Below are 13,572 nucleotides of genomic sequence, written 5' to 3'. Positions count from 1 at the left end.
CGTCGTTTATTGGATTAGTGATTAACCAGTCCTCTAGGCTCTCTGTCTGCTGTTATTTCGCTTTCCAGCGAGATTTGTCCCAGCAGGGCGTAGCGCATACTGTCAACTAGCGCCTCCCAGCTTGCCTCGATGACGTTGCCGGATACGCCGACTGTGCTCCAGGTATTGACATAATTCTTGGACTCAATCAATACGCGTACCTTGGCCGCAGTCTGATCCTTCTCATCCAGCACCCGAACCTTGTAGTCGGAAAGGTGCATTTCTTTCAATTGAGGGAAATAAGCCAGCAATGCTTTGCGCAGCGCGTTGTCCAGCGCATTAACGGGGCCGTTGCCTTCTGCAGCCGTATACAGGCTTTCGCCGCCGACCTTCAGTTTTACAAAGGCTTCAGAGACCACGGGTCTGCCGGCTGTTTTTTCCACAAGCATTTTGAAGGATTCGAAGGTGAACAGCTCGTTCATTTCACCAGTGGCTTCACGGAGTAGCAGTTCAAGTGAAGCGTCAGCGCCTTCGAACTGATAGCCCTGATGTTCAAGATCCTTGATCTTATCAATGACTTTTCGTGCCTGCTCGCTGCTGGGGTCCAGACTAAGGCCTATATCCTGAGCTTTGGAGAGTACGTTGCTCTGGCCAGCCAGTTCAGAGACGAGCACACGCTGTTTGTTGCCAACCTTTTCCGGTGCAATGTGCTCATAAGTGCGTGAATCACGCAAAATAGCGGATACGTGGATTCCGCCTTTGTGGGCAAAAGCGGCAGTTCCTACATAAGGCTGATTCACCGGCATGTTGACATTGGCAACCTCGCTGATATAACGGGCTGTATTGGTAAGATTCGGGAGTGCGTCCTCGGGTATGCAATGCAGGCCCATTTTGAGCTGCAGCGTAGGAATAATAGAACATAGATTAGCGTTGCCGCAGCGCTCGCCGTAGCCGTTAATCGTACCCTGTACTTGCCGTACCCCTGCGCTGATCGCGCTAAGCGTATTCGCTACCGCGAGTTCACAGTCGTTATGCGTATGAATTCCAAGTGATGCTCCGGGAACCTGCAGCGCTACTGCAGAGATGATGCCCTGAATCTCGTGTGGAAGTGTTCCGCCATTCGTATCGCACATGGTAAGCCAGTCCGCACCGGCTTCCTGTGCTTTAGCGAGAACGGCAGCGGCGTACTCGGGATTGTGCTTGTAGCCGTCGAAGAAATGCTCGGCATCGAATATAACCTCAAGCCCTTTACTTTTCAGATAAGATATAGAGTCGCCGATCATGGCAAGATTTTCTTCAAGAGTGGTTTGTAATGCGGTATGCACATGGAAGTCCCAGGACTTACCAACTAATGTGACTGCCGGAACGCCTGCGTCGATCATTCTTTGCAGGTTTTCGTCCTGCTCTGCCAGAGAGTTTTTGCGGCGCGTGCTGCCGAATGCGGTTATTTTGGCATTCAAACGCAGCTCCTTGACTCTTTTGAAAAATTCAATGTCCTTATTGTTGCTTCCCGGAATGCCACCTTCAATATAGTGCACACCCAGATCATCAAGTTTCTTGGCGATTTTCAGCTTGTCGTCAGCCGAAAGACTGATACCTTCGCCTTGGGTGCCGTCACGCAGAGTTGTATCGAAGATGGAGATGGACTTAGACATGAGAGTCCTCCTTAAAGGAAATGAATTTTTATATTATAACATTTTTACGCGGGAATGTAACAAAGAACTTTGCAGCTTGCAATAGGTTGACCTTAGCGTGTGGTAGGGGTATTCTAAGCTTGGCAATAGAAACCCAGGATAAGAAGGTAGATATTGTGCAAAACGTCGATCAATACTATCCAACGAGCGGCAGGGTAATCCTGCATGTGGATATGAACGCTTTTTATTGCTCCGTCCACGAGGCGGAGGACCCGGATCAATACCGGGGAAAGCCGACTGCGGTTGCAGGCAGCGTCGAGCTGCGCAAGGGGATCATCGTAACCTGTTCCTATGCTGCGCGAAGACTGGGAATTTCAACGGGGATGCAGGTGCAGAAAGCACTGCGGCTGTGTCCTTCATTGATGGTTATTAAACCCGACTTTCATCTATACCGCAAATATTCCAGTGCCTTCATGCAAATCGCATACAGTTATACACCCCTGCTCGAGGCCGTCTCCATAGATGAATGTTATCTTGATATTACAGGCTCCAAGCAGTTTGGAACTCCCCTGGAGATTGCAGAGGATATACAGCGCCGTATTATGGAAGAGCTGAGTTTGCCTTGCTCCATCGGGATTGCTCCAAACAAGCTGCTGGCCAAAATGGCTTCTGACTTAAAGAAACCCAATGGCATTTCAGTGCTGCGGCTGCGCGATGTGGCGAATATTCTCTGGGACAAGCCCTGCAATGAAATGTTCGGGATCGGCGACAAAACGGCAGAGAAGCTGCGCAAGCTCGGCATTTATAGTATAGGACAGTTAGCGGCAGCGGATGAAGGGATGTTAAGCGATCATTTTGGAGTATTGGGTTCATGGCTGAAGCGGGCCGGTAACGGTATCGACCATTCGCTGGTGAATCCGGAGCGGGAACAGAGCAAATCCATTGGACACACAACGACCCTGCCGAGAGATGTGACAGGCATTGCCGAAGCGCGGCCCATTCTGTTGAATCTCTCAGATCAGGTGGCGCGGCGGCTCAGGCGGCAGAATTTAGTAGCCTCCGGAGTCCAGCTCACGATCCGCACCCCCGATATGAAGACGATCACACGCTCCTGTCAGCTGGAGACGGTATCGGAAAGCGCCGAGGATATTTATAAAGCGGTTTGCAATCTTTACATCCGGCATTGGAAGGGCGACAAGCCAGTACGGCTCCTCGGTGTAACACTGCAGGGCCTTAAGGCGAAAGACGAATCGGCGATCCAGCTGGATTTATTCGATTATGAGCGCCAGCCGAAGAAGGAATCGCTCAACAAAGCAATGGATATGCTCCGTAACAAATTCGGAGAGAATGCGGTATTGACCGCCGGCATGCTTAGTGATGCCCACTCGGCACTCTTGCGTAATCACAAGGAGCGCGGCACCTCCCTTCAGAAGGATAATTTGCATGGCGTAGACCAGGATGACGTGTGACATGGATGTTCTTATGCATGTTATTAAAGGTGCCGCATAATGCGGCAGAAATGCAAACGTCTTGAAAACCCATTGAAATTGCAGTCTATTTATATTAATATGAGAAAATAACACGTTGCTACAGCGGCGGTGTATGTTTAACAGGAGGCAGAGATAACTATGGCTAAGTATACTTGGGTCGAGAAAGAAAGTTGCATCGCTTGCGGTGCGTGTGGTGCGACGGCCCCTGATATTTTTGATTTCGATGATGAAGGCTTGGCGGAAACCATCTATGAGAATGATGGTAACCGCGGAAACACAGCTATTCCTGACGATCTGTTTGATGACCTGCAGGATTCAGCCGATGGATGCCCGACGGATTCCATTAAAATTGCGGACGTTCCTTTCAACAAAGAAGGCTAATCACTTCGCAAGTTAGTATTGCAAGGCCACATAAAGAGACTTCCCATTTGCCGGCATTTCATTCGGCTGGGGAATGTCTCTTTTTTATTCCCGAAACTTCCGATATAAATAAGGAACTAAATTATAATTGACGGAGGCTCCGATGAAAAATTCGCAGTACCTCAAACAATATGTACAAAACCATCCTGAGAATAAGATGGCATGGTACTTGCTGGGTAAGGAATATTATAAGAACGGCCAGGAAGGTAAAGCGAATTACTGCTTCAATGAAGCAGGAGAGGTATATGAGGCGTTTGAGCACAGTAAGATTCCCAGCGAAATGCTGAGGGAATATGAAGAGGGCTTATTGAAGGCGGGCCGGCAGCGTGATATGAACAGGCAGAAAGTCCGCCGTCTCCTGCTGGGACTGATGTTTCTATTGCTGCTCTTTACGCCAACAGCAACAGCCCCGGGTTCATATGTAAATGAAGAAAGCGGGTCGATGCCAAAGGGTACAAGTGCCAGCGATGCTGCAGTGCCACCGGATAAAATGACTCCGGATGCGGTTTCTAGTGAACAACCAGAAATTCTCTTTACAGCGCGTGAGGCAGGCGAGGGGTCGTCTTCCGGTAATGAGCTTACGAACCTGCTGAAGAAAAGCAAGGGGCCATCTTACACAGCTGTGCTGAGTATGCAACGCTCCGGTAAATGGCTGCTCTGGAAAGAGAAGCTTCCTCTTGATTATACGCTGGAGAAGACCGGAAACGGGGGTGCGGTGTATCAATCCTATGATCCGGCTGCTTGTGCCTGCCAGCCTCCGGACTCCGGTGAATTAACTGTAAAGGCCGCACAATGGCAGGTCCGGCAGCAGGAACTAGCTGTGTTGTGGAGCGCAATGAGAGCCTTCAATAATAGTAAGGGCCGTCTTCCTGCTTCACTGAAAGAGCTGGCAGGTTCTTTTCCGGGCAATTGGCTTGCGGGTACAACGCCTGGAATGAAACAGGCGTTCATACCTCTTAAGAACGCTGCTGTTTCAATGAAGGGTCAAGTCCTTCCGGCTGATTCTGCTTCCAACAGCGATGCGGAAATTCCATTCCTGACAGAACCGCTTACTATTATTGTAGATAAACAAAGACACCGGCTGGCAGTGACCAGCGGTTCCATTATTTTGCGGAATTATGAAGTGGGTCTTGGGGGAGATAAGACGCCTGAGGGCGGCTTCGTCATCTCAGATAAAGTCGTTAACCCGAACGGGCGTGATAACGGGGAGTTCGGCAGCCGCGGAATGCAGCTTTCGGACAGCAACTATGCGATCCACGGCACTAACGAAACGGACAGTATCGGGAAGGATGAATCACTGGGCTGTATCCGGATGAATCGAAAGGATGTCGAGGAATTATTTGCTCTGGTTCCGATGGGTACAAAAGTAGAAATAAGTAAAGGGGTTCTGCCCTCTGCCCTGTTATTGCCGAAGAAACGTTTCTCTCCCCCTGCAACCCAGAACCAGACCAACCCCCGCAAAGTATACCATTGGCTGAATTAATTACCTGCTACAATAAATAGGACGATGATAAGAAGAATTAGTAATACAAGGCTTACCCCGATCCATAGAATCGCTTTGCGGTTCACTTCTTCTTTCTTCTGCTGCAGTGTAGGCGGTTTACGTTTGGTTGACATACGGCTCTACCTTCTTTCTCTTTTCATCGGTGGTTACCCTTTCATTGTAATTCGTTTATCAGAAAAATACTATACTCTCTAGGCAGGCCCGCAATATCTCCAGAGGCAAAAAACTTTTCTTTTCAACTGTAAAAGGCTAAAATTAAGAAGAAACCTACACAACCGGGGTGAAAGGCACACTAATGAACCCCTTGAAGGAGCGAGAACGGTGCTATATCGTAATATTGCCAAACCCTTTTTCTTTAAAATGGACCCGGAAAAGGCGCACCATCTCGTCGTAGGCGGATTGGAGAAATCGTCTGCTCTCCCAGGCGGCCGCGCAGCTTTGCGTATGATGTATGGCGTTCCTGAAACAGCCGATCTGGCGGTGGATCTGTTCAGGCAGCACTTCCCGACTCCGGTTGGACTGGCGGCAGGATTGGATAAGAATGCCCAGGCTGTTGCAGGCTTCTCATCCATCGGCTTCGGCTTTATGGAGGTTGGAACCGTGACACCAAAGGGACAGCCGGGCAATGAGAGCCCGCGATTGTTCCGTCTCCCCTCGGATGGAGCGCTCATCAACCGGATGGGCTTCAATAATGAGGGTGCGGAGAGTATGGCACGGCGGCTGAAGACCTTCGTTAAACGTCCTATTCCGGTAGCGGTCAATATTGGCCGGAACAAGGCAACCAGCAATGAAGCGGCCCATGAGGATTACCGCCAGTGTATCCGTACGCTTTATCCGTACGGTGATTTTTTTGTGGTAAATATCAGCTCGCCGAATACGCCTGATTTGCGCAGCCTCCAGCATGGCAGTGAATTGTCATTCCTGTTGACTCAGGTGAAGGAAGAGATGGAGCTGCAACGTAAAGCAAGCGGCATCCAGAAGAGCTTATTGGTAAAGATAGCTCCGGACGTTAGTGCGGCCGAACTGGAATACATGGTACATACACTGACAGAAACCGGGATGGATGGTATTATTGCTACCAATACAACGATAAGCCGGGAAGGCCTGAAACATTCAAGCGCCAAAGAAACCGGAGGCTTAAGCGGAAGGCCGCTGCGTGATCGTTCCACAGAAATTATCAGCGCGATTTACCGGCAGACCGGGGGCAAGCTGCCCATAATCGGCTCGGGTGGGATTTTTACGAGCCAGGACGCTTATGACAAAATCCGGGCAGGTGCAAGTCTGGTTGAAATTTATACAGCTCTTATCTACGAGGGGCCGGAGGTTAACCGCAGGGTGCATGCCGGATTACGGCAGCTGCTACGGCGGGACGGATTCCGCCATATCTCGGAAGCGGTGGGCACAGACCATCATTGAAGGTACAGAGGACAGGAGGACGGGTAGATGGACGGCAGGGACTGGGGAACTTTTTTGCTTCCATATGAACAGACTGTGGAGGAGCTTAAGGTTAAATTCAAAACGATGCGTTCCGAGCTGAAAAAGAGAGAGGAATATACCCCGATCGAATTCGTAACCGGACGCGTGAAGCGGCTGTCCAGCATTCTGGAAAAGGCGCAACGGCTGAATGTGAAGATGGAGGACCTGGAGACGGGCATTGAGGATATCGCCGGCATCCGCATCATGTGCCAATTTGTGGAGGATATCCGCAGGGTAGCGGAATATATCCGGGCCCGCAAGGATCTAGAAGTTCTCTATGAGAAAGATTACATTACAAATTATAAAGAGAGCGGCTACCGCAGCTTTCACATGATCATTAAATATCCTGTACAAACAGCTCTGGGTCAAAAGATTATTCTGGCCGAAATCCAAATCCGCACGCTGGCGATGAACTTCTGGGCCACCATTGAGCACTCCCTGAATTATAAGTACCGGGAAAGTCTGCCGGATGTCATGCGGGTTCGCCTGAAAACGGCAGCGGAAGCCGCATCCATTCTGGATAGTGAAATGTCCAGTATTCGGGAGGAAATACTCGAGGCGCAAAAAACCTTTGAGGAAAATTCCAATGCGACTACACAGGTTCTGAAGGCTATTCACCAGCTGTATTTCTATCACCTTGTGAATGAAGCGATAGAATGTCAGGGGCGGTTTAACGAGATCTGGCAAGCACAGGATATGGATGCCATGAAGGAATTACTAGACCATGTGAGAGCACTGCTCTCTGAAGCGAAAAAGGGCAATCAGCCTTATGACTTATGAAAAGCTGTACGTAGCTTATCTGGTCTATTTTAACCGCGACCGGGACTATTTTGAGTGTCATGAGGTGCTCGAGGAATTGTGGATTGCCCGTGAACATGACCCGTTCTATAAGGGGTTGCTCCAGATAGCCGTGGGCTTGTACCATTTTCGTAACGGCAATGTTCGCGGCGGAACTATTTTGCTGGACAGGGCCGCCGGGAAACTGCAGGATTATCCTCTGCTATGCCTCGGGATCAATCTGGGCAAACTGGTGGCCGAGGCACAGGAGTATGTTCGCCGCCTGGAGAGTTACGAAGCGCAGCCCTTTCCCTATTACGACTTAACCATTGAAATAGTGGATGAAGTACTGGCCCGCGAGGTGGAAGCGGCATCCCCTGGTATTACTCCCAACATTCCTCAACGCCGGGGTCCCCAAAGAGGCCGGGCATCTTATCATAAATAAACATCCAAAGACGATTGATATGGATTTCCAAGAGGGGCACCCGCAGGGGTGTTCCTTGAGTCATTCATACCTGTTGTGTATGGCAGGAGGACAGCATCATGGCAGCACAATTGCCACACTCTTTCATGGAAAGAATGAAGGAGCTGCTGGGAACAGAATACGAGCAATTTGCAAAAGCCTATAACGAAATACCCTACGGAGGCATCAGGGCCAATACCTTAAAAATTACGGCCGCGGAGCTTATGGAAATCTCCCCTTTTCCGTTGGAGCCGATTCCATGGTGTCCTACCGGTTTTTATACGGGGGAAGGCGCCAGGCCCGGCAAGCATCCCTATTATCATGCGGGTCTGTATTACATTCAGGAGCCCAGTGCCATGGCGCCGGCAGAACTGCTCGGTGTGACGCCGGGTGACCGTGTTCTGGATTTATGCGCCGCTCCCGGCGGCAAGTCGACGCAGATTGCGGGCAAGCTGCAGGGGCAGGGATTGCTGGTCAGCAATGATCTTCATCCCGAACGGACCAAAGCGCTGGCTAAAAATCTGGAGCTGTACGGAACCCGCAACGGTATCGTCCTGAACGAGAGTCCAGAGCGTATCGCTGCGGCGTTTCCTGCTTTTTTTGACAAAATCCTGGTCGATGCCCCTTGCTCCGGGGAAGGCATGTTCCGTAAGGATGAGGATATGGTCAAGCAGTGGGACAGCGAAACGCCAGCCAAATATGCGGCGATGCAAAGAGATATTCTGGTATCCGCAGCTTCCGCATTGGCCCCGGGCGGGACGCTGGTCTACTCAACCTGTACATTTGCTACAGAGGAGAACGAAGGGACTATAACGGAATTTCTCGCCGTTCATCCGCAGTTTTCGGTTGTTCCGGTTGGAGGGACGGGCTCTTTTGCCCCAGGCTTCGGGGAGCTTGCAGGAACAGCCCGTTTATGGCCACACAAGGTTAAGGGCGAAGGTCATTTCATCGCTGTATTAAAGCACGACGGAAGCTCTGCTGTTGAGGGGATTAAGGGAGAGTTACCTTTAGACTCTACGCTGGCAGTGTCGATAACCGGGGAACAGGGCCGTGATAAGAAGCGGCAAGGATCCGCTGTTAAAATGGCATCAAGGCAAAATGCCGGCAGCGCCCGGGGTAAAAGTGGACGTTCACCGGGTAAAACCGGCGAGAGCGGGGGACGAAATGGACAGGTGCCGGGAGAAGAAGCGGCTCTGGCTGCCTATGGGCAGTTTGTACAGGAACAGCTGGGATTTCAGCCTGCGGGCTATCCGATTCTTTTTGGCGATCATTTGTATATTTCGCCCCTGCCTAAAACAGCAATGGACGGACTGAAGACCATCCGCCCTGGCTGGTACGTAGGGTCTGTTCGCAATGGACGGTTTATTCCTGGACATCCGTTAGCCACGGCACTGAGACCTGAAGAAAGCCGCCGCAGCCTGTCGCTGTCCAGTAAGGACAGTGAGGCAGTTTCTTACCTCAAAGGAGAAACACTCTCCATTCCTTCGGAACGCTTGGCTGTGAAGCAGGGAAGTCCTTTTAAAGGCTATGTTCTGGTCTGCATTGACGGATACAGTGCGGGATGGGGCAAATGGCAGGACGGCATGCTCAAGAATGAATATCCCGCTGGCTGGAGGTGGACGTAAGAATGAAGCAGTCATCAGGCAATGAAGGCAAAAAACAACGTCTGGATAAGGTGCTGTCTCATGTTGGCATCGCTTCACGAAGTGATATCCGCAAACAAGCGAAGCAAGGATTAATCACTGTGAATGGAGCTGTGGTTAAAGACAGCGGGTTTCATGTCGATCCGTATAAGGATAAAATCGAGGTGGGGAGTGAACCCGTCCTCTACCGCGAGTATATTTATTTAATGATGAACAAGCCTCCCGGTGTGCTGTCTGCAACGGAAGACCGGCGGGACCGAACTGTACTGGATTTGCTTACGAAAGATTATGCTCTATTCGAACCTTTTCCCGTAGGCAGACTGGATAAGGATACCGTCGGACTGCTGCTGTTGACGAATGACGGCAAGCTTGCCCATGAACTGCTGTCGCCGCGCAAGCATGTACCCAAAACGTATGAAGCTACAGTAGAGGGTGAGGTTGATTCCGACGATGTAGCGGCATTTGCGGCGGGAGTAACGCTTGAGGATGGTTATGTCACTGAGCCCGCACAGTTGACCATCTTGGGCAGAGAACGCGGCACTAAAGTGATCTCGTACATATCGCTTGTGATCACCGAGGGGAAGTTCCACCAGGTAAAGCGCATGTTTCAGGCCGTCGGTAAAAAAGTGACGTTCCTCAAGCGTGTAGCCATGGGCGAGTTGAAGCTGGATGAGAGTCTGCCACTGGGCTCATACCGTGAACTGACTGCCGAGGAGATGCATCTGCTCGGAGCGGAGAATAACTGACAGGTTCAACAATTCACTTTTATATAGATAAAAAGGATAGACAAGGATGGTGGAGCATGAGATACAAACTGATAGCGCTTGATGTAGATGGAACACTGCTGAATGACGACCATCAGCTCAGCTCGGAGAATAAGGAGGCAATCGCAGAGGTTACCGCGAAGGGAGGCCAAATTGTGTTATGCACTGGACGCAGTCCGCAGAATTCGATTCCTTTTATGGAGGAGATGGGGCTGTCCGGATATGTGCTTGGTCATAACGGAGCGGCAACGGTGCGGGTGAAAGACCGTGAAGTGCTGCACCAATACGGTCTGGATGCGCGCGGTCTTGATCCGTATATTGATTACTGCCGGGAGCGGAATATCCATTTTGATGTGAATACCGCTTTTGAAATGTACGTTGATAATGTGGAGAACCTGACCAAGGAAGCCAATTATATGTATGAGCACTTTCGGATACTGCCTGCCACGCTGCCGGCCTGGGAGGAGTTCCGCGAACCCATCGTGAAATTCACGGTGTTTACCCAGTCCGATATACTGGATGAGGCTGAGCGGGTATGGCGCACCTGGGGACAGCAATATAATATTCTGCGCAGCGGAGAATTTTTTGTAGACTTCATGCACCCCGAGGCCTCGAAGGGCAATGCCCTCAAGCATCTGGCGCTGCAGCTTGGAATTCAGCAAGAGGAAGTTCTCTCGATCGGCAATTATTTTAATGATATATCCATGCTGACTTATGCCGGAATGGGCGTAGCGATGGACAATTCTCCGGTTGAAGTCAAAGCTGCGGCTAATGCTATCACAGGTACAAACAATGAGCATGGGGTACGTGACGCACTGATGAAGTACTGCCTTTCCTGATCATCGTGACCCCCAGAGTTAAGGTTTGCAGAGAACTGAAGGAGACTTCGTAATGTCCGAGAATTACAAATATCCAGAATCAATCCCCCACAACCGCCGCTCCAGTCTGCAAGCTGACTGCGAGAGCTGCTTTGGCTTGTGCTGTGCCGCGCTGCCCTTCGCTGCTTCGGCAGACTTCGCCATGGATAAAGATGCAGGGCAGCCCTGCCAAAACCTGCAAGGGGATTTTCGCTGCGGCGTTCACAACAGCCTCAGGGAACTGGGTTTTCGAGGTTGCACTGTTTATGACTGCTTCGGGGCGGGGCAAAAGGTTTCCCGCGTTACCTTTGGTGGAAAGGACTGGCTGCATGCACCAGGATCCGCCCAACAAATGTTTGAGGTGTTCCCGATCATGCGCCAGCTTCACGAGCTTCTCTGGTATCTGCTTGAAGCGCTAACGTTTCAACCTGCCCGTCCAATCCATGGTGAGCTCCGCTTGGCGCTCAATGAGACGGAACGCCTTACTCAGCTCGATTCCGATTTAATCCTGAAACTGGAAATAGCAGCTCACCGGGCAGAGGTCAATGCTCTGCTCCTGCGAGCCAGCGAACTTGTGCGGACTGAGGCCTTGCGGAAGCCGAAGGCCCTCCCGGGTAATCGGAAGACCCACGGACGGGGTGCAGACCTTATCGGGGCCAAATTGAGGGGTGCAGATTTGAGATGTGCCAATTTGAGAGGGGCATACCTAATTGCCGCTGACCTCAGAGGCGCCAACCTGAGAGGGGCTGACCTCATCGGTGCGGATTTCCGGGATGCTAACCTGAGAGGTGCCGACCTGACCGACAGTATTTTTCTCACCCAAGCCCAGATTAACGCCGCGAAGGGAGATGCCGGCACAAAGCTGCCTCCGTTACTCTCCCGCCCAACGCACTGGTCCTCCTTGGTTAATAAATCCTGTTAGGCGCTTTTGTTTAATGGAATTGAAGTTAAAATTAGACGAATAACGAACGGGAAATAATGACGAGCAATATGAAAAGTACCAAAATTGCTCCGGTGGATGTAAAGCCTCCTCCAACTGCGCCCATGTCTGATTCCTCCCTTGACTAAGGTCTTGTTCCCATTGCCGCGTCTTGTGCGCAGCCTTTTTTGGGGATAATGACATCATATGCCGAAGGGGGATTCACGAACTGGCCAAGAGCCTATGTGCTTGCCAATATGGGCTACATAATACGCAGTCCCTTGGGAAGATGGTTTTTGAGCTGACCTGAACTCGCTTTGCCCCAGCCGACAGGTAAACCCTCTACGGTCACAAGTGTCCAGCCATGCAGCTCAGAAGGTGCCGGAAGACTCTCCCCGCGGAACCAAGCCCGAACTTCCGGCCCGTCCTGTGCAAGATCATAACGGCGGAAGGCCTGCTCCGATTGGAGGGCCATAGCTAACGCATGCGCAGGTTCAATCCGGTTTTTCTTCAGATGGGCAAGATGCAGACCTGCGCGGGGAATTCGCAGCCCGTCGAGCAGTCCGGTATGCATCCGGTCGTTAAATGCTGCGGGCAGCAAATATAAAGAGTCTCCGAAGAGAAGCGGTACACCTTGGCATGAGAATCCGGGAAGTTCCGTTGCAGCCCAGGATTGAAACTGCTGGAAGGCATCCCGCACAGAGGAATTGGTTTTTGAGTCGTTTTTGCCCCGTCCTCCGCTTGTTCCGCGTTTGTTACGGCCTTGTCCGGTCTCCTCAGACATTTGTTTGCGCAGCAGCGCAACAAAATGGCCCTCGCCTTTTTCCAGATGCGGCCATAACCGTTTGTGGGTAATCAGTTCCATATCAGGATAGCTGTCTGTCAACCGCGCAATGATCTCTTCATTCTCTTTACGGTTGAATGTACAGGTCGAGTAGGCCAGGCTACCGCCCGGCTTCAGCATAATATAGGCATCCTGAAGGATATCCCATTGTCGCGACGAGCACATGGCCACATGCTCCGGGGACCATTCATCAATGGCGTCAGGATCTTTACGGAACATGCCTTCGCCTGAACAAGGAGCATCCAGCATGATCTTGTCGAAGGTCCCAGGGAAGCGCATTGCCAGCTCTCCAGGGGTGGCGCTGGTCACCAGCGCATGCGGGATGCCAAGCCGCTCCACATTCTCAGCCAGTATCTTGGCCCGTTCCCGATGAATTTCATTGGATATGAGCAGGCCTTGTCCCTGCATTAAGGCAGCGATGTGCGTTGTCTTTCCGCCGGGGGCTGCTGCAAGATCCAGTACCGTCTCTCCGGGCTGGGGAGACAGCAGTCCGGCAGCGGACATTGCCGACGGCTCCTGAATATAATATAGTCCGGCAGCATGAAAGGGATGTCTACCCGGACGTGAAGGCTCTTCGTAATAATACCCTTCAGAACACCAGGGTACGGATTTCAGCCCGAATAAGGAGATCGTGTTCCGCACCGCTGTTCGGCCTGTATCGGTGGAGCTTTTTAACGTGTTGAAGCGCAGTCCCTGAGTTCTCGGGGCCGTATAGCTCTCCAGAAAAGCGTCCGCCTCTTGTCCCAGCATTTCTCTCATCATTGTGGTGTAAGCGGCGGGCAGCCGTTCTTCCTTCATCATT

At 51.3% G+C, this 13,572-nt stretch carries 14 protein-coding genes; 10 read left to right on the top strand and 4 right to left on the bottom strand.

Translation table 11 applies throughout. From position 1 onward, the window contains the following. Positions 1-14 precede the first annotated feature (14 nt). Positions 15-1,634, bottom strand: a complete 1,620-nt coding sequence (cimA, locus tag PaeBR_RS17450) for a citramalate synthase (protein WP_410511801.1) — start codon at positions 1,632-1,634, stop codon at positions 15-17. A 119-nt stretch (positions 1,635-1,753) separates the two neighbouring features. Here cimA and PaeBR_RS17445 point away from each other — a divergent pair, with 119 nt between their 5' ends. From PaeBR_RS17445 to PaeBR_RS17435, 3 genes are all read left to right on the top strand, one after another. After that, positions 1,754-3,082 carry a DNA polymerase IV gene (locus PaeBR_RS17445; protein WP_410511800.1) on the top strand — a complete coding sequence of 443 codons (1,329 nt, stop codon included), beginning with the start codon at positions 1,754-1,756 and terminating at the stop codon, positions 3,080-3,082. Between the two features lie 159 nt (positions 3,083-3,241). Then, positions 3,242-3,484, top strand: coding sequence for a ferredoxin (locus PaeBR_RS17440; protein ID WP_410511799.1), 243 nt, complete (start codon positions 3,242-3,244; stop codon positions 3,482-3,484). Between the two features lie 142 nt (positions 3,485-3,626). After that, complete coding sequence (locus tag PaeBR_RS17435; protein ID WP_410511798.1) at positions 3,627-5,006, top strand: L,D-transpeptidase; 1,380 nt, start codon at positions 3,627-3,629, stop codon at positions 5,004-5,006. On the opposite strand, the gene PaeBR_RS17430 is transcribed toward PaeBR_RS17435, so the two are convergent. Further along, the gene (locus tag PaeBR_RS17430; RefSeq protein ID WP_410511797.1) at positions 5,003-5,140 is read right to left on the bottom strand and encodes a hypothetical protein; all 138 of its coding nucleotides are present in this window, start codon (positions 5,138-5,140) and stop codon (positions 5,003-5,005) included. The two genes, PaeBR_RS17435 and PaeBR_RS17430, sit on opposite strands and share 4 nt — an antisense overlap. Before the next feature lie 208 nt (positions 5,141-5,348). Between PaeBR_RS17430 and PaeBR_RS17425 the strand changes: the two genes are divergently transcribed. From PaeBR_RS17425 to PaeBR_RS17395, 7 genes are all read left to right on the top strand, one after another. Next, positions 5,349-6,443: a quinone-dependent dihydroorotate dehydrogenase gene (locus PaeBR_RS17425; protein ID WP_410511796.1), complete on the top strand. Its 1,095-nt coding sequence runs from the start codon at positions 5,349-5,351 to the stop codon at positions 6,441-6,443. Positions 6,444-6,470: 27 nt separating this feature from the next. Then, positions 6,471-7,283 carry a GTP pyrophosphokinase family protein gene (locus PaeBR_RS17420; RefSeq protein ID WP_410511795.1) on the top strand — a complete coding sequence of 271 codons (813 nt, stop codon included), beginning with the start codon at positions 6,471-6,473 and terminating at the stop codon, positions 7,281-7,283. Next, the gene (locus PaeBR_RS17415) at positions 7,273-7,725 is read left to right on the top strand and encodes a DUF309 domain-containing protein (protein WP_410511794.1); all 453 of its coding nucleotides are present in this window, start codon (positions 7,273-7,275) and stop codon (positions 7,723-7,725) included. Before PaeBR_RS17420 ends, PaeBR_RS17415 begins: the two co-directional genes overlap by 11 nt. Positions 7,726-7,823: 98 nt before the next feature. Further along, on the top strand, positions 7,824-9,368 hold the full coding sequence (locus PaeBR_RS17410) for an RsmB/NOP family class I SAM-dependent RNA methyltransferase (protein ID WP_410511793.1): 1,545 nt from the start codon (positions 7,824-7,826) through the stop codon (positions 9,366-9,368). Positions 9,369-9,370: 2 nt separating this feature from the next. Beyond that, complete coding sequence (locus PaeBR_RS17405) at positions 9,371-10,132, top strand: pseudouridine synthase (protein ID WP_410511792.1); 762 nt, start codon at positions 9,371-9,373, stop codon at positions 10,130-10,132. A gap of 56 nt (positions 10,133-10,188) precedes the next feature. Then, entirely contained in the window at positions 10,189-10,989 is an 801-nt protein-coding gene (locus PaeBR_RS17400; RefSeq protein ID WP_410511791.1) for a Cof-type HAD-IIB family hydrolase, read from the top strand. A gap of 52 nt (positions 10,990-11,041) precedes the next feature. Continuing rightward, the gene (locus PaeBR_RS17395; RefSeq protein WP_410515223.1) at positions 11,042-11,929 is read left to right on the top strand and encodes a pentapeptide repeat-containing protein; all 888 of its coding nucleotides are present in this window, start codon (positions 11,042-11,044) and stop codon (positions 11,927-11,929) included. A gap of 31 nt (positions 11,930-11,960) precedes the next feature. Here the strand turns inward: PaeBR_RS17395 and PaeBR_RS17390 are convergent, their stop codons facing one another. Both PaeBR_RS17390 and PaeBR_RS17385 read right to left on the bottom strand, forming a co-directional pair. After that, the gene (locus PaeBR_RS17390; RefSeq protein WP_410511790.1) at positions 11,961-12,053 is read right to left on the bottom strand and encodes a YjcZ family sporulation protein; all 93 of its coding nucleotides are present in this window, start codon (positions 12,051-12,053) and stop codon (positions 11,961-11,963) included. A gap of 135 nt (positions 12,054-12,188) precedes the next feature. Further along, a complete protein-coding gene (locus PaeBR_RS17385; RefSeq protein ID WP_410511789.1) occupies positions 12,189-13,568 on the bottom strand; it encodes an RsmF rRNA methyltransferase first C-terminal domain-containing protein in 1,380 nt (459 codons plus the stop codon). Between the last annotated feature and the right edge of the window lie 4 nt (positions 13,569-13,572).

Source organism: Paenibacillus sp. BR2-3, assembly GCF_046529485.1.
Classification (GTDB): Bacteria; Bacillota; Bacilli; order Paenibacillales; family Paenibacillaceae; genus Paenibacillus_AQ.
Note: the sequence above shows the minus strand (reverse complement) of the source record. Positions and strands in the feature narration are given on the sequence as shown.